Annotated in this window: 15 protein-coding genes; 11 read left to right on the forward strand and 4 right to left on the reverse strand. The window is 63.4% G+C overall.

Translation table 11 applies throughout. The features are described from left to right. Positions 1-31: 31 nt before the first annotated feature. From NKH36_RS19955 to NKH36_RS19965, 3 genes are all read right to left on the reverse strand, one after another. On the reverse strand, positions 32-571 hold the full coding sequence (locus NKH36_RS19955; protein ID WP_352961522.1) for a copper chaperone PCu(A)C: 540 nt from the start codon (positions 569-571) through the stop codon (positions 32-34). Positions 572-676: 105 nt separating this feature from the next. Beyond that, complete coding sequence (locus NKH36_RS19960) at positions 677-1,030, reverse strand: DUF2946 family protein (protein ID WP_352961520.1); 354 nt, start codon at positions 1,028-1,030, stop codon at positions 677-679. Between the two features lie 219 nt (positions 1,031-1,249). Then, positions 1,250-2,152, reverse strand: coding sequence for a GntR family transcriptional regulator (locus tag NKH36_RS19965; RefSeq protein ID WP_352963989.1), 903 nt, complete (start codon positions 2,150-2,152; stop codon positions 1,250-1,252). A 263-nt stretch (positions 2,153-2,415) separates the two neighbouring features. On the opposite strand from NKH36_RS19965, the gene NKH36_RS19970 reads away from it, so the two are divergent. The 6 genes from NKH36_RS19970 (at position 2,416) to NKH36_RS19995 (ending at position 10,083) form a co-directional block, all read left to right on the forward strand. Further along, positions 2,416-3,921 (forward strand): UxaA family hydrolase, encoded by a 1,506-nt coding sequence (locus tag NKH36_RS19970; protein ID WP_352963991.1) that lies wholly within the window; start codon positions 2,416-2,418, stop codon positions 3,919-3,921. A gap of 59 nt (positions 3,922-3,980) precedes the next feature. Then, positions 3,981-4,979, forward strand: a complete 999-nt coding sequence (locus NKH36_RS19975) for an aldo/keto reductase (RefSeq protein ID WP_352963993.1) — start codon at positions 3,981-3,983, stop codon at positions 4,977-4,979. A 344-nt stretch (positions 4,980-5,323) separates the two neighbouring features. Continuing rightward, entirely contained in the window at positions 5,324-6,319 is a 996-nt protein-coding gene (locus NKH36_RS19980) for an ABC transporter substrate-binding protein (RefSeq protein ID WP_352963996.1), read from the forward strand. 163 nt (positions 6,320-6,482) lie between these two features. After that, complete coding sequence (locus NKH36_RS19985; RefSeq protein WP_352963999.1) at positions 6,483-8,036, forward strand: sugar ABC transporter ATP-binding protein; 1,554 nt, start codon at positions 6,483-6,485, stop codon at positions 8,034-8,036. Beyond that, entirely contained in the window at positions 8,033-8,998 is a 966-nt protein-coding gene (locus NKH36_RS19990) for an ABC transporter permease (protein ID WP_352964002.1), read from the forward strand. The genes NKH36_RS19985 and NKH36_RS19990 overlap by 4 nt, the downstream gene beginning before the upstream one ends. A gap of 68 nt (positions 8,999-9,066) precedes the next feature. Further along, positions 9,067-10,083, forward strand: a complete 1,017-nt coding sequence (locus tag NKH36_RS19995; RefSeq protein WP_352964005.1) for a zinc-binding alcohol dehydrogenase family protein — start codon at positions 9,067-9,069, stop codon at positions 10,081-10,083. A gap of 258 nt (positions 10,084-10,341) precedes the next feature. Here the strand turns inward: NKH36_RS19995 and phnF are convergent, their stop codons facing one another. Further along, a complete protein-coding gene (gene phnF / locus NKH36_RS20000) occupies positions 10,342-11,094 on the reverse strand; it encodes a phosphonate metabolism transcriptional regulator PhnF (protein ID WP_352964008.1) in 753 nt (250 codons plus the stop codon). A gap of 122 nt (positions 11,095-11,216) precedes the next feature. Here phnF and phnG point away from each other — a divergent pair, with 122 nt between their 5' ends. From phnG to phnK, 5 genes are read left to right on the forward strand one after another with little or no spacing between them, the layout of a single operon-like run. Next, entirely contained in the window at positions 11,217-11,681 is a 465-nt protein-coding gene (gene phnG / locus NKH36_RS20005; RefSeq protein ID WP_352964011.1) for a phosphonate C-P lyase system protein PhnG, read from the forward strand. Then, on the forward strand, positions 11,681-12,292 hold the full coding sequence (phnH, locus tag NKH36_RS20010) for a phosphonate C-P lyase system protein PhnH (RefSeq protein WP_352964014.1): 612 nt from the start codon (positions 11,681-11,683) through the stop codon (positions 12,290-12,292). The genes phnG and phnH overlap by 1 nt, the downstream gene beginning before the upstream one ends. Position 12,293: 1 nt before the next feature. Continuing rightward, complete coding sequence (locus NKH36_RS20015) at positions 12,294-13,403, forward strand: carbon-phosphorus lyase complex subunit (RefSeq protein ID WP_352964017.1); 1,110 nt, start codon at positions 12,294-12,296, stop codon at positions 13,401-13,403. After that, positions 13,400-14,293 (forward strand): alpha-D-ribose 1-methylphosphonate 5-phosphate C-P-lyase PhnJ, encoded by an 894-nt coding sequence (locus NKH36_RS20020; protein WP_352964020.1) that lies wholly within the window; start codon positions 13,400-13,402, stop codon positions 14,291-14,293. The genes NKH36_RS20015 and NKH36_RS20020 overlap by 4 nt, the downstream gene beginning before the upstream one ends. Then, positions 14,290-15,066 (forward strand): phosphonate C-P lyase system protein PhnK, encoded by a 777-nt coding sequence (gene phnK / locus NKH36_RS20025; RefSeq protein ID WP_352964023.1) that lies wholly within the window; start codon positions 14,290-14,292, stop codon positions 15,064-15,066. The genes NKH36_RS20020 and phnK overlap by 4 nt, the downstream gene beginning before the upstream one ends.

The following is a 15,066-nucleotide window of genomic DNA, read 5'->3' on the forward strand; positions in this document are numbered from 1 at the left end:
CAAAATCTCGAGTTGTGCGGATCTGGTTTGGTCAGTTGGCGTGATTGTCCATGCCGTCCGTTCCGCCGATGCCTTCCACGGCGAAGTCGACAGTGACGCTGCCGGCTTTCTCGAAGGTCAGCGTTGCTGGAAACGTCTCGCCTTGCTTCGGTTGCCGTTTCAGCCCGACGAACATCAGATGATAGCCGCCGGGTGCCAGCGCGACCTTGCTGCCGGCCGGAATTTCAAGGCCGCCGGTGACCGGCCGCATGGTCATGACGCCATCGCTCACGCCCATCTCATGCAGTTCGGCCTTGGTCGAAATTTCCGAGGAAATCGACAGCAGCCGATCCGGCGAACTGCCGGTATTGGTGACGGTGAAATAGCCGCCGGCCACTTTGGCGCCGGGCGGCGTGGCGCGCGACCAGGGATGCCCGATCTCGAGGTCGCCAACCCTGAACTCATGCGCGAAAACGGCCTGGGCGCTGACGAACAGGAGGGCGAGGAGGAACACGGTGATGCCGAGTCGCTCCTCGAAACTGCGCAGGAAGCGGCTGTTGCGGCCGAACCGCGTGCGGAAAGAGTGAGACATGATAGCTCCAAGAACCGATAAATCGCGCCGTCGGTCGGTCGCGAACAGTTTCGATGTTGAATGAATGCGCTCGCGAAAGGTTTCCGCAAGGCGAACTGGAACGGATCAGGCCGTCACCGGCGGCGCGCGCGGATTCGACGGAGAGCGGTCGCGGGCAAAGTCGAGATGCCTGAACGCCGGCAGCACAAAAGCGACGGTTTCGATGGAAAAATTGCCGGACACCGTGCCGGCAGCGGGCGGCGGCGCATAGGCAGCCGAGGCCACGCCGCAACCAAGCATGCAGCAAGCCGGCATGTGCTGCTGCGGATCGCCGCCTGGAAGCTGGGCGGCGCCCTCCTGAGTGCAGATGACATTGCCGAATGCGTCGAGTTGCGAAGCATTCGGGCTTAAGCCGAAGGCGAATGCGCCAAGCATCGACTGGAGCACGAGCAAATAGGCCGCGGCGAACGCGGCCGGCATGCTCCATCGTCTCCGCCGGATATTCAAAGACCTGCCTCTCCACGCAGCAACGGCCAGATATCTAGCACGGGCTCAGCAGGCGGAAAATCGCCAAATCACTGCTGCGGCAACGCGGCGCGATCAATGCATGTCGCCCAAAAGTGCGCAGCGGTTTTGGGAGAACGACATGCACAAGAACAAGAACTTAAAGCGCGTCGCAATGTTCAGGCGCGACGCGCTTTAAGCCCGTTGCGGCTGCTGGCCTTCCGGTATCGATGTCAGCAGCGTATTGCGCGCCGACTTCAGATGCTTGCGGCAGGCGACGTCGACCTTGCCGAGATCGCGCGATTTGAGCGCGGCGATATAGGCCAGGTGTTCCGCGACCGCCACTGCGTTGCGCTCGCGCTCCTGCGCCTTGTTCCACTGGTAGTGGTAGTGGAAAATCATGGCGATGACGTCGTAGAAATCGACGATGAAGCGATTGTGCGACGCGCGGTGGATCAGCCGGTGAAAGCGCTCGTCGAGCTCCGAGAATTCGTTGAAGCGCGTGGCGATCTCGCGCGCCAGCAGGCGATGCTCGTCTTCCAGCAGGTCGAGGTCGGCCCAGACCGGACTGTCTTCCGGCAGGGCGGCAAAGGCGGCGGCTGAGCGCAGCTCGAACATCTCGCGGATTTCGGTCAATTCCAGCGCGAAAGCGCGGGTAAAACCTTTCAGAACCCAATGGCTGTTGCGGCGTTTCTCGATCAGCCCGAAGCGGGAAAAACGGATCAGGAACTCGCGCACGCTGGTGGTGCCGACGCCGATCTCGCGCGCCAGCTCGAGCTCGTTGATCTGCATGCCGGGCTCGGCGCCGCCGGCAAGCAGCCGCCGCATGAAGGAGCGCTCGATGATCTGCGACAGCGTGTCGGTCTCTTCCTCGGGGAAAAAATCGTCCTGTCGCGGCACGCGCAAAACCGTCTTGCTGCGCTTGTTCCAGGCGATCAGCCCCGTCTCTTCCATACGCGTAAGGATGGAGCGGATCGTCGTGCGGCTGACGCCGAGCAGCGCACCCAATTCTGGCTCCGACGGCAGGCTTTTCGTTTCGTCGAGCAGCCGCAGACCGCGATTGTAGGCGTCCTTGTAGACGTTGTTGCTCTTAGACATCCCTGCCCCGTTGCGCGCCGGCGCTTGCGGCGGCCAGCTTGAAGCGCGATATGATATAAAAGTTCCTAGCGCACGCCCTCAAAAAGTGGAATCACCTTCCAGCATCAGGACTAGCTGATCCTCTGCGCTTCCGGATTTACGCGCGGCGCTGTCACGAAAAAACAATTGACGCAAAACTGTTTTTTCACGATAAAAGACATTATCTTTTACCAGGCGCGTGTCAATGCACTTGCCGTCCCAGGAACATACCCAGGAAACTGCCCGTGAACGCCGCAAACAGCATTCTTCTGTCTCCCGCCGACAATGTCGCGGTTGCCAATGGCCGCATCGAGATCGGAGCGGTACTGCCGGGCGGCGCCGTTGCCACAGCATTGATCGAACCCGGCCACAAGGTGGCGATCAAGCCAATCGCCGCCGGCGAGGCCGTGGTCAAATACGCCCAGGCGATCGGCCGCGCCACTGAAGCCATCGCGCCCGGCGAGCATGTTCATTCGCACAATCTGGTGTTTGAGTCCGGGCGTTTGCCGGTGGTGCCGCCGAGCGAAGCCGTGCACGCGACCGAGGCCGACCGCGCCCGCACCTTCATGGGCTACCGTCGCGCCGATGGCCGTGCCGGCACACGCAACTTCATCGGCATTCTCGCCAGCGTCAATTGCTCGGCCACCGTTTGCCACGCCATCGCCGACGAGGCGAACCGCACGCTCCTGCCCAGATACCCTGGTATCGACGGCTTCGTTCCCATTGTTCACGGCCAGGGCTGCGGCATGAGCGCCACCGGCGACGGCATGATGGTGCTGCACCGTACGCTTGCCGGCTATGCCCGCCATCCGAATTTCGGCGGCGTGCTGATGGTCGGGCTCGGCTGCGAGGTCAACCAGCTCACCCTCTATGGCCAGAAGGGCGTCGCCGCGGGGAAACGCCATTTCAACATCCAGGAAGCCGGCGGCTCGCGCAAATCGGTCGAAAAGGCGCTGCTGGTGCTGGCCGAGATCGCCGAGGAGGTCGGCAAGCTTGAGCGTGAGCCGATCCCGGTCAGCGAGATCGTCGTCGGCCTGCAATGCGGCGGCTCGGACGGCATGTCCGGCATCACCGCCAATCCGGCGCTGGGCGCCGCCGTCGACATCCTGGCCGGCGTCGGCGGCATCGGCATCCTCTCCGAGACGACAGAAATCTACGGCGCCGAGCATCTGCTGGCCTACCGTGCGGCGAGCCCGGAGATCGCCGCCAAGCTCGATGGCTATGTGAAGTGGTGGGAAGACCATGTCGCCAAGCACGGCGCTTCCATCGACAACAATCCGTCGCCCGGCAACAAGCGCGGCGGCCTGACCACCATCCTGGAGAAGTCGCTTGGCGCGGTCGCCAAGGGCGGCCAGACACCGCTTAATGGCGTCTTCGGCTATGCCGAAAAGGTCACCGGGCACGGGCTGGTGTTCATGGACACGCCCGGCTACGACCCGGTCTCCGCCACCGGCCAGGTCGCGGGCGGCGCCAACGTCATCGTCTTCACCACCGGCCGCGGTTCCTGTTTCGGCTGCCGGCCGACGCCGTCGATCAAGGTCGCCAGCAACTCGACCATGTACCACACGATGGAAGAGGACATGGACGTGAATTGCGGCGTCATCGCCTCGGGCGAAAAGACAATTGCCGGCATGGGCCGCGAGATTTTCGAGCTGATCGTCGAGACGGCTTCCGGCCGCAAGACCAAGAGCGAGGAGTTCGGCTACGGCGACAACGAGTTCGTGCCGTGGCACCTCGGAGCGACCCTCTAGAACAGCCACCAACTGACTCAAGACGCGGGCCAGGCAAATGGCCGGTGGGAGGGCTTTGCATGAAGAAACGCCGTGTCGGCAGCACCGCGCTGGAAATAACCGAGGTCAGCTTCGGCGGCGCGGCGGTCGGCGGCCTCTACCGAGCTTGCCCGCGCGAAGCGGCGATGCAGACGCTGCAGGTCGCCTGGGACACCGGCTTGCGCTATTTCGATACGGCGCCCTTCTACGGCTTCGGCCTTTCGGAACGCCGCTTCGGCGATTTCCTGCGCGACAAGCCGCGGGACTCCTACGTGCTGTCGACCAAGGTTGGGCGCCTGTTCCGGCCGGTGCCGGAAGGCCAGGTTCCGGACCATTCCTATGTCGATCCGCTGCCCTTTGCGCTCGACTACGACTATTCCTACGACGGCATCATGCGCTCGGTCGAGTTCAGCTATGCGCGGCTTGGCCTCAATCAAATCGACATCCTGTTCGTCCACGACATCGGCGTCTACACGCATGGCGTCGAGAAAACGAAGCTGCATTTCCGCCAGCTGATGGATGGCGGGCTGAAGGCGCTGGAAGAGCTGAAGTCGTCCAAGGCCATTTCCGCCTACGGCCTTGGCGTCAACGAGGTGCAGATCTGTCTCGATGTGCTGCGCCAGGCGCCGCTCGACTGCATCCTGCTCGCCAGCCGCTATTCGCTGCTCGACCGCACCGCCGAAGCCGAATTGCTGCCGCTTTGCCGGCAACGGCAGACCTCGCTGATCATCGGTGGCGTCTTCAATTCCGGCATCTTGGCGACCGGCCCGGTCCCGGGTGCGCATTTCGACTACCTGCCGGCCACCCAGAACATTCTTGACCGCGTCGGCGCCATGGAAAAAATTGCCGCCGAGGGCGGCTATCCGCTTGCCGCGGCGGCGTTCCAGTTCCCGCTGCACGAGCCTGTGGTAGCTTCTGTGCTGACGGGCACCGCCAAACCGGCCAATCTGGCGCGAAATCTCCAACTGCTCGACATCCAGGTGCCCGAAACAGAATTCGCCAAATATGATCCCTACACGGTCGTACAGAAACTCGGCTGATGCGCTGCGGCCTTCGCCTTCGCCGGTTAAACGGCGGAAGGTGCGATCAGCAGGCGTCACAATCGTACGCTCCAAAAAAGAATGAATATTCCATCTTGACGGGTCATTGGAATTAATATTCCATACTTTTCGGAGAGGATCTGTTGGGTGGCAGTGAGGATCGGAAAGGAAGCTCCCCTTCCGGTCTAGCCATATGAGACCGATACGAAACACCGCTTGCGCCGGCCCAACCTATGCACTATCAAAATGCGGTAAATGTTTTTTATTGATAAAGTTCTGTTTGGGCAGCGCCTATCCAAACCGACTTCCGCAACATTCACCGGGCGACCTAGGGAGGAAGCATAATGAAATTCGTGACAAGCATTCTCAACCGCCGCGCATTCGTGGCGCTCACCGCCGCCTCGATGCTTGCTGGCGTGATGCATTCGGCCCCGGCTTCGGCGGCGGACGTAACCATTCCGATCATCGTCAAGGACACCACCTCTTTCTACTGGCAGATCGTCCTGGCCGGCGCCCGCAAGGCCGGCAAGGACCTCGGCGTCAACGTGCCAGAACTCGGCGCCCAGGCGGAAACCGACGTCAACGGCCAGATCTCGATCCTTGAAAACGCCGTCGCCGGCAACCCGGCTGCCGTCGTTATCGCACCGACCGAGGCCAAGGCGCTCGGCAAGCCGATCGATGAGGCAGCCACCAACGTCAAGATCATCGGCATCGACTCCGGCGCTGACTCCAAGGCCTTCACCTCGTTCCTGACCACAGACAATATTCAGGGCGGCCGCGTCGCCGCTGACGGGCTGGCGGCCGCGATCGGCGAAGCCAATGGCGGCAAAATCGAGGGCGACGTCGCCCTGATCACCGCGCTTCCCGGCGCCGGCTCGCTCGAACAACGCGCCCAGGGCTTCAAGGAACAGCTTGCCGCCAAATATCCCGGCCTCAAGCTCATTGCCGACAAATACGCCGACGGCCAAGCCACCACCGGCCTCAACATCGCGACCGACCTGATCACCGCCAACCCGAACCTCAAGGGCATCTTCGCCTCCAACCTGATCATGGCGCAGGGCGTCGGTCAGGCGATCGCCGAGAACAGCCTTGCCGGCAAGGTTGGGCTGATCGGCTTCGACAGCGACGAGAAGCTGGTCAAGTTCCTCAATGACGGCGTCATTTCCGGCCTCGTCGTCCAGGATCCGTACCGGATGGGTTATGACGGCATCAAGACGGCGCTCGCTGCCTCGAAGGGCGAGAAGGTCGAGGCCAATGTCGACACCGGCGCCAACCTCGTCACCAAGGCTAACATGAAAGAACCGAAGATCGACGCGCTGCTCAATCCGAAGCTCGACTGAGCACCGGCATTGGCGCACCGTTTCCGGGGCCTCGTTGCCCCGGAAATACCCTGAAAGTGCTTCGAAATCAGCCGGCTTCGATACCCTTGACGATGCGACCCGGCCAGCAGCGCTACGTGCCAATCGTGAGGCCAATCTGTGAGGCCGATCTGGGAGGATTGTCATGACGTCGACGGCGCAGGAACTGCATCCGGCCCCAACGCTGGGACCGGGCAGGACGATCCTCGAACTCAAGGGATTGGAGAAGCGATATCCCGGCACGCACGCGCTGAAGCCGGTTAACCTCGCCTTCAAGGCCAGCGAAATTCACGCCATCGTCGGCGAGAACGGTGCCGGCAAATCCACCCTGATCAAGCTGCTGACCGGCGTCATGCCGCGCACCTCTGGCGACGTCATCTGGGAGGGCAAGCCAGCAGCGCTGGCGACGCCGCATGAGGCGATGGCGCTGGGCATCAATGCTGTGCACCAGGAGGTCGTTCTGTGCCGCCATCTCACTGTCGCGGCCAACATGTTCCTCGGCGAGGAGGATTCCCGCTTCGGCATCCTGCAGCAGCGGGCCATGGTCCGGGAAGCGCAGAAGATCATCGACGATCTCGGCTTCGATCTGCCGGCGCATGTCGTGCTGGGTGACCTGACCATAGGCCAGCAGCAGCTGATCGCCGCCGCCCGCGCCACCGTGCGCGGCACCAAGTTCCTGATCTTCGACGAACCGACTGCCTATCTCACCCGGAAGGAAGCCGATCAGCTGTTCACGCTGATCCGCCGGCTGAAGGGCGAAGGCGTCACCATCATCTACATCAGCCACCGCATGGAAGAGGTGTTCGAACTCGCCGACCGCGTCTCGGTGCTGCGCGACGGCACGCTTGTCGGCACCAGGAACATCGCCGAGACCAACGACGCCGAGCTGGTCAAGATGATGATCAACCGCTCGATCGAGCAAGTCTATCACAAGGATCATTTTACCCCGGGCGCGACGCTGCTCGAAGCCAGAAATCTCTCCGGCAAGGGTTTCGAAAATGTCTCGATGACGGTCCGTGCCGGCGAAATCGTCGGGCTCTACGGCCTGATCGGCGCCGGGCGCAGCGAGTTCGTCACCACGCTCTACGGCCGTCATCGCAAGTTAGCCGGCCAGATCCTCTGGGAGGGCAAGCAGGTTCAGGTCAACTCCGAGCATGACGCTATCAGGCTCGGCATGGCGCTGGCGCCGGAAAGCCGCCGTGACCAGGGCCTCTGCCTCAACCTGCCGGTCGGCGTCAATCTCAATCTGCCGATCTACAAGCGCATCTCCAGCAATCTGCTGATCTCCAGCGCACAGGAGAAGACCGAGGCGGATCGCCAGATCGCCAATCTCAGGATCAAGACGCCGACGCGCAACGCGCTCGCCTCCAGCCTGTCCGGCGGCAACCAGCAGAAAATCGTCATCGGCAAATGGCTGGCGCACGGCGCCAAGCTGTTCATCTTCGACGAGCCGACAGTTGGCGTCGACGTCGGCACCAAGGCCGAGATCTACCGCCTGTTCAGTGCGCTTTTGTCCAAGGGCGCCGGCATCATCCTGATCTCGTCCTACCTGCCTGAGGTCTATGAACTGGCCGACACGCTGCATGTGTTCCGGCGCGGCAAGCTGGTGGCCACTCATGGTTTCCACACCGCCAACCATGAGGAGATCCTCACCCAGGCGCTGGCCGAGAAACAAGAAAAACCGGGAGGACAGATATGAGCACCGAGGCGATCCCGGCCGAAAGGCCCAAACGCAACTACAACGCCCTGTTCGGGCTGACACTGCTGGCGCTGCTGGTTCTTTTGTGGATCATCCTGTCGGTGGCAACGCCGAGCTTCGCCTCCGCCAACAATATCTCGAACCTGCTGCGGCAGGGCTCGATGATCGCCATCCTGGCGGTCGGCCAGACCTTCGTCATCATCACCGGCGGCATCGACCTCTCCGTCGGCGCGGTTGTTGGCTTTGCAACCGTCATCGTGGCGATGCTGATCAATGCCGGCGTGCCGATTTTCCTCGCCATCCTGGTCACCTTGCTGGTCGGCGTCGCCATCGGCATGTTCCATGGCTTCGGCATCGTCAAGATGGGCCTGCCGCCCTTCATCATCACGCTGGCGACACTGACCTCGCTGCGCGGCATCGGCCTTTTGATGACCAACGGCAACTCGATCTCGATCAACAACGATGCCTTCCAGCTTTTCTCGCGCAGCTCGTTCCTCGGCGTTCCCAATCTGTTCTGGATGGTGATCCTGGTCGGCATCCCCGCCTATATCTTCCTGCACCATAGCCGCTGGGGCCGGTATCTGTTCTCGGTCGGCTCCAACGCCGAGGCCTCGCGTCTGTCCGGCGTCAACGTCCAGCGCACCATCTACATGGCCTATACGCTGTCGGGCCTCTGTGCGGCTTTTGTCGGCGTGCTGCTTGCCTCGCGCATTGGCATCGGCAATCCGATACAGGCCGAGGGCTGGGAATTGCAGGCGATCGCCTCGTCGGTGATCGGCGGCACCTCGCTATTTGGCGCCGTAGGCTCGGTGCACGGGCCGCTGCTCGGCGCCTTCATCCTCGCCACCATCAACAACGGCGCCAATCTCTTGAACGTCAATGCCTTCTGGCAGCGCATCATTACCGGCGTGCTGATCATCGTCATCGTCTATTTCGACGGCCTGCGCCGCCGCGGCAAGTAGACTATCTTAACAACCGCCGGCCCGGCGCTAGCGGGGCCGGCGGGTCCATGCACAGACTGGATAAAAGCATGAAAGCCGTCGTCTGCCGTTCGCCCGGTGAGCTTGTTCTGGAAGACCGCCCGGCCCCAGGCACTCCGCCCTCTGGCTGGGCATTGGTCGCGGTCAGTCATGTCGGCATCTGCGGCACCGACTATCACATCTTCGAGGGCAAGCATCCGTTCCTCGCCTATCCACGCATCATGGGCCACGAGGTTTCCGGCACCGTGATCGAGGCCGGCGAAGGCGTCGATCTCGCAATCGGCGAGCCGGTGATCATCAATCCCTATCTCGCTTGCGGCAAATGCATCGCCTGCCGCCAAGGCAAGCCTAATTGCTGCGTCAAGATCGAAGTGCTTGGCGTACACCGCGACGGCGCCATGTGCGAACGGATCCTGGTGCCGGCGCAAAATCTCTATCCGGCCAGCGGCCTGTCGCTGGCCGACGCCGCCGCCGTCGAATTCCTGGCGATCGGGGCGCATGCCGTGCGCCGCTCGCTGGCTGATCCCGGCGCGCACACGCTGGTCATCGGCGCCGGGCCGATCGGCCTCGGCACGGCGCTGTTTGCCCGTATCGCCGGTCTCGACGTGACGCTGCTCGACATGAGTGCCGAGAGGCTGGGTTTTGCTGCAAGCGAACTCGGCTTCGCCACCCTCGACGGTTCGCGGCAGTCTGCGACCGATCTGGTGCGCGAGGCGACCAACGGCGAAGGTTTTGACGTGATTTTCGATGCCACCGGCAACACCCAGTCCGTCCAGTCGGCCTTCGCCCATGTCGCGCATGGCGGGACGCTGGTCCTGGTCAGCGTCGTCAAGGACGACATCGTCTTTTCCGATCCTGAATACCACAAGCGTGAGATGACGCTGATCGGCAGCCGGAACGCGCTGCGCGCCGACTTCGACCATGTCGCTGCCTCGATCCGCGATGGTGCTGTGCCGCTGGCAAAGCTCGTCACCCATCGCACGACGCTTGGCGACACGCCGCGCGACATCGCCCGCTGGGCGCATGAGAAATCCGGCCTGATCAAGGCCGTCATCCAGGTCGGATGAGATGCCGATTCTGACATAAAAATTCGGCGGTCGATAGGTGCGCTTTGGCGATTAGTCGAAACATCCATCGCTTCGTCATCCTGTGGCGAAGCAAGGAGCGAAGCGACGCGGCGCAGACCATAGGATCCATGCCGTGACCTTGAAGTATCGCGACGGTGCAGAATTCTGCTTCGCTTCACTCCTCGACCAATGTTACGGCATGGATCCTTGGGTCTCCGCGACGGAGCTGCGCTCCTGCTTCGCCCAAGGATGACGACGCTACTCGTTCGCCGACAATTTGAGCTCGACCCGCTCAGCCGGAAACCGCGTTTCGGCGAACTGGATCGGCTGGCCGTCCGGCGTGACATTGACGGCGACCGTGACCAGCACGATGGCGCCGGGCTGCAGATCGAGATCGGCAAGGTCGGCGGCGTCCGCGTGGCGGGCCGACAGCACCGTCGATTGCCTGAGATAGTCACCGATGCCGAAACGCTGGAATGAGGCGGTTATCGAACCGGTTTCGGCCATGACGGCATCGATGCCGGCGAAGCGTCCCGCGTCGAACCAGCCGGTGGCACGCGAGACCGGTTGCCCATCGGCTTCGCCGCGTGTCTCGAGGCGTACTACATTCGAACCCTTGGCAAGCCCCAGCCCTTCGGCGACGCGCCGGCTGGCCGGCTCGACCGCCGATTCGAGCAGCACGCTGCGGCGCTCCGACGCCTGCCCTTGCAGGCCCTCCGAAAAACGGGTGCGCGCTCCGATCGGATAGGACAGGCGCCTGCGCGACAACACGAAAGTGCCGCGCCCCTGTTCGGCCCTGAGCACGCCATCCTGCACCAGGGCTGCGATGGCGCTGCGCACCGTATGTCGGTTGACACCATAGCGCTCGGCCAGTGCGATTTCCGGTGGCAGCGCAGCATTCTCGGCAAAGTCGCCGACGGCGATCGAATGCAGGATCTGGTCCGCGATCTGCCGCCACAGCGAGACGCCGCTGCGCCGCTCCAAGCTGCTGGCCATCTGCTGACCGATCATCTCTTTGCCCCGAGCTTTTTCGCCCTGTCATCCATCCGTCATGGACAGGCTTTAGAGAATAGGTATGATTTGTATAATTGTCTACATCATTATACAAATTGGAACGAGAAGGAACAGCGGCCATGCGAGAACAGGAAGCGCGCGATCAGCAGCTTGAGCGCAAGGCCGTCATGGCGACGCTAGCGCAGTCGACCGGCGACGATATCGTCCGCCTCTGGAACGAAGCCGGCCTGCCTTCGCAAGCAGAACTCCTGCGCGGCCCCGAAACCGGCCTTGTCACCGTGCGTGGCCGCATCGGCGGCGGCGGCGCGCCGTTCAATGTCGGCGAGGCGACAGTCACCCGCGCTACCGTCCGGCTCGCATCCGGACAGGTCGGCCACTGCTACGCGCTGGGCCGTGACAAACAGAAAGCAAAACTGGCGGCAATCGCCGACGCGCTCTGGCAGGATCCCACCCGCCGTAGCGAGGTCGAGACCAAACTCATTGCGCCGCTGCAGGCCGCACTGGCCAGCGAACGTGAACGGCGGCGCGCCGAGACGGCGGCAACGAAGGTTGATTTCTTCACCATGGTACGCGGAGAAGACTGATGGACATCGCAACGCAAGCGATCGAGGGCGGCTTTTCCGATCCGGTGTTCAACGCCCAGACGGTGTTCCGCGCCGTGATGGATGCGATGGCGCGGCCGGGCACCCTGCAGCCCCTGCCGGTCTTTGCCCGTCCGCCGGCGCCGCTGTCGGCCACCGCGGGCGCCATCGCGCTGGCGCTGTGCGACAACGACACGCCGCTCTGGCTTGACCTCGTTTTGCAGGCTCCAGCGACGGTGAGGTCCTGGCTCGGCTTCCACACCGGCGCGCCACTGGCCAATACGCCGGCCGACGCGCATTTCGCGCTGATCGCCACGCCGGCCGAGATGATGGCGCTCGACGGCTTTTCACAAGGCACCCAGGACTATCCCGACCGCTCGACGACGCTGATCCTGCAGGTCGGCGATCTCGTTTCAGGCGCCCCTCTGTTGCTCGAAGGTCCTGGCATCGAAAGAACCGCGACCATCGCGCCGGCGCAGATGCCGCGCCACTTCGTCGAACAATGGAAGCAGAACAACCAGCGTTTTCCGCGTGGTGTCGACATCGTCCTCTCCACCCCTGACGGCGTTGCCTGCCTGCCGCGTACCACGCGCATCAAGACGCTGAAGGCGTGATATGTATGTCGCGGTAAAAGGTGGCGAAGCGGCCATTGCCAACGCCCACGCCCTGCTCGCCGACCGTCGCCGCGGCGACCGCTCGGTGCCGGCGCTTCGCCTCGACCAGATCGTCGAGCAACTGGCGCTCGGCGTCGACCGGGTGATGAGCGAAGGCTCGCTCTACGACAGGGAATTGGCGGCGCTGGCCATCGTCCAGGCGCGCGGCGACATGATCGAGGCGATCTTCCTGGTCCGCGCGTATCGCACGACGCTGCCGCGCTTCGGCTACACCAGGGCGATCGACACCGGCGCGATGCTGGTCGAGCGGCGCGTGTCGGCGACCTACAAGGACCTGCCCGGCGGGCAGCTGCTCGGCCCGACCTTCGACTACACCCACCGGCTGCTCGATCCCGAACTCGCCGCGGGCGGCCATGTCGCCGAGCCGCTGCAGCGTGCCAGCGAGGCGGAAGCCATACCGCGCGTCTCCGCGATCCTTGCCCGCGAAGGCCTGATCGAGCCTGATGGCGACATGCCGCAAGACCATGTCCCAGGCGACATCACCCGCGAGCCGCTGGAATTTCCGATGGCACGGGACATTCGCCTGCAGGCGTTGTCACGCGGCGATGAGGGTTTTTTGCTGGCGCTCGGCTATTCCACCCAGCGCGGCTATGCCCGCAACCATCCCTTTGTCGGCGAGGTTCGCATCGGCGAGGTCGAGCTGGAACTCGACGTGCCGGAGCTGCCCTTCGCCGTACCGCTCGGCTCGTTGCGTGTCACCGAGTGCCAGATGGTCAACCAGTTCAAGGGCTCGGCCAAGGCACCGCCGCAGTTCACCCGCGGTTACGGCCTCGTCTTCGGCCAGAGCGAGCGCAAGGCGATGGCCATGGCGCTCTGCGATCGCGCTCTTCGTGCAACCGAATTCGGCGAGGACGTCGTCGCCGCGGCCCAGGACGAGGAGTTCGTCATCTCGCATTCCGACAACGTCCAAGCGACCGGCTTCGTCGAGCACCTCAAGCTGCCGCATTATGTCGACTTCCAGGCCGAGCTCGACCTGGTGCGCCGCATGCGCGCCGAGCATGACGCCCGCGAGAACGGCAAGATGGAAGAAAAAAGGGAGGCCGCGGAATGACCGCACAACCGACCGACATCGCCACCTACAACTTCGCCTATCTCGACGAGCAGACCAAGCGGATGATCCGCCGCGCGATCCTCAAGGGCATCGCCATTCCCGGCTACCAGGTGCCGTTCGCCTCACGCGAGATGCCGATGCCCTATGGCTGGGGCACCGGCGGCGTCCAGGTTACCGCTTCGATCATCGGCCCGGACGATGTGCTGAAGGTCATCGACCAAGGCGCCGACGATACCACCAATGCGGTCTCGATCCGCGCCTTCTTCAAGAAGGTCGCCAATGTCGCCGTCACCACCGAGACGGGCAAGGCGACCATCATCCAGACCCGCCACCGCATTCCCGAACATCCGCTGACCGCAGGCCAGGTGCTGGTCTATCAGGTGCCGATCCCCGAGCCGCTGCGCTTCCTCGAGCCGCGCGAAACGGAAACGCGGAAAATGCATGCGCTGGAGGAATACGGCCTCATGCATGTGAAGCTCTACGAAGACATTGCCAGGCACGGTCGCATCGCCACCACCTATGCCTATCCGGTCAAGGTCGAGGGCCGCTATGTGATGGATCCCTCGCCGACGCCGAAATTCGACAATCCGAAGATGCACCGTTCGCCGGCTCTGCAACTGTTTGGCGCCGGCCGCGAAAAGCGCATCTATGCGCTACCGCCTTTCACCGAAGTCGTCAGTCTCGACTTCGAGGACCATCCTTTCGAGGTGCAGACCTTCGACCATCCCTGCGCGCTGTGCGCGGCCGAGAACGTCTATCTCGACGAGGTCATCCTCGACGACCATGGCGGCCACATGTTCGTCTGCTCCGATACCGATCATTGCGAGAAGCGGCGCGAGCAAGGCCATCGCGGCCACCTTGCGCCCGAGACGACGGAGCCGGCGCAATGACCGACGAACCACTGCTGCGCGTTTCTGCGCTGTCGAAGTTCTACGGCTCGCGCATTGGTTGCGAGAACGTCAGCTTCGACCTGTGGCCGGGCGAGGTGCTGGCAGTGGTCGGCGAATCCGGATCCGGCAAGACGACGCTGCTCAACTGCCTGTCGACCCGGCTGCTGCCGAGCTCCGGCACCGCCAGCTACCGCATGCGCGACGGCCAGTTGCGCGAGCTTTACCGCATGAGCGAGGCCGAGCGCCGCTTCCTGATGCGCACCGACTGGGGCTTCGTCCACCAGAACCCCGCCGACGGGTTGCGCATGACCGTTTCGGCCGGCGCCAATGTCGGCGAGCGGCTGATGGCGGTCGGCGACCGCCATTATGGCAGGATTCGTGCGACGGCGGTCGACTGGCTGTCGCGCGTCGAGATCGATGAGGACCGCGTCGACGACGAACCGCGCGCCTTTTCCGGCGGCATGCGCCAGCGCCTGCAGATCGCCCGCAACCTCGTCACCGGGCCGCGGCTGGTGTTCATGGACGAGCCGACCGGCGGCCTCGACGTCTCGGTGCAGGCGCGCCTGCTCGACCTGTTGCGCGGCCTGGTCACCGACCTTGGCCTGGCGGCGATCGTCGTCACCCACGACCTCGCAGTGGCGCGTCTGCTGTCGCAGCGCATGATGGTGATGAAGGACGGCCGCGTCGTCGAAAGCGGCCTCACCGACCGCGTGCTCGACGACCCGCGCGCGCCCTACACCCAGCTCCTCGTTTCTTCCATTCTGCAGGTGTGA

It is taken from the genome of Mesorhizobium sp. M1312 (assembly GCF_040318115.1).
In the GTDB taxonomy this organism is placed as follows: Bacteria; Pseudomonadota; Alphaproteobacteria; order Rhizobiales; family Rhizobiaceae; genus Mesorhizobium.

Coding starts and splice junctions, on each gene's coding strand:
- NKH36_RS19955 (WP_352961522.1), bottom strand. CDS start 571: ATGTCTCACTCTTTCCGCACGCGGTTCGGCCGCAACAGCCGCTTCCTG.
- NKH36_RS19960 (WP_352961520.1), bottom strand. CDS start 1,030: ATGCCGGCCGCGTTCGCCGCGGCCTATTTGCTCGTGCTCCAGTCGATG.
- NKH36_RS19965 (WP_352963989.1), bottom strand. CDS start 2,152: ATGTCTAAGAGCAACAACGTCTACAAGGACGCCTACAATCGCGGTCTG.
- NKH36_RS19975 (WP_352963993.1), top strand. CDS start 3,981: ATGAAGAAACGCCGTGTCGGCAGCACCGCGCTGGAAATAACCGAGGTC.
- NKH36_RS19980 (WP_352963996.1), top strand. CDS start 5,324: ATGAAATTCGTGACAAGCATTCTCAACCGCCGCGCATTCGTGGCGCTC.
- NKH36_RS19985 (WP_352963999.1), top strand. CDS start 6,483: ATGACGTCGACGGCGCAGGAACTGCATCCGGCCCCAACGCTGGGACCG.
- NKH36_RS19990 (WP_352964002.1), top strand. CDS start 8,033: ATGAGCACCGAGGCGATCCCGGCCGAAAGGCCCAAACGCAACTACAAC.
- NKH36_RS19995 (WP_352964005.1), top strand. CDS start 9,067: ATGAAAGCCGTCGTCTGCCGTTCGCCCGGTGAGCTTGTTCTGGAAGAC.
- phnF (WP_352964008.1), bottom strand. CDS start 11,094: ATGATCGGTCAGCAGATGGCCAGCAGCTTGGAGCGGCGCAGCGGCGTC.
- phnG (WP_352964011.1), top strand. CDS start 11,217: ATGCGAGAACAGGAAGCGCGCGATCAGCAGCTTGAGCGCAAGGCCGTC.
- phnH (WP_352964014.1), top strand. CDS start 11,681: ATGGACATCGCAACGCAAGCGATCGAGGGCGGCTTTTCCGATCCGGTG.
- NKH36_RS20015 (WP_352964017.1), top strand. CDS start 12,294: ATGTATGTCGCGGTAAAAGGTGGCGAAGCGGCCATTGCCAACGCCCAC.
- NKH36_RS20020 (WP_352964020.1), top strand. CDS start 13,400: ATGACCGCACAACCGACCGACATCGCCACCTACAACTTCGCCTATCTC.
- phnK (WP_352964023.1), top strand. CDS start 14,290: ATGACCGACGAACCACTGCTGCGCGTTTCTGCGCTGTCGAAGTTCTAC.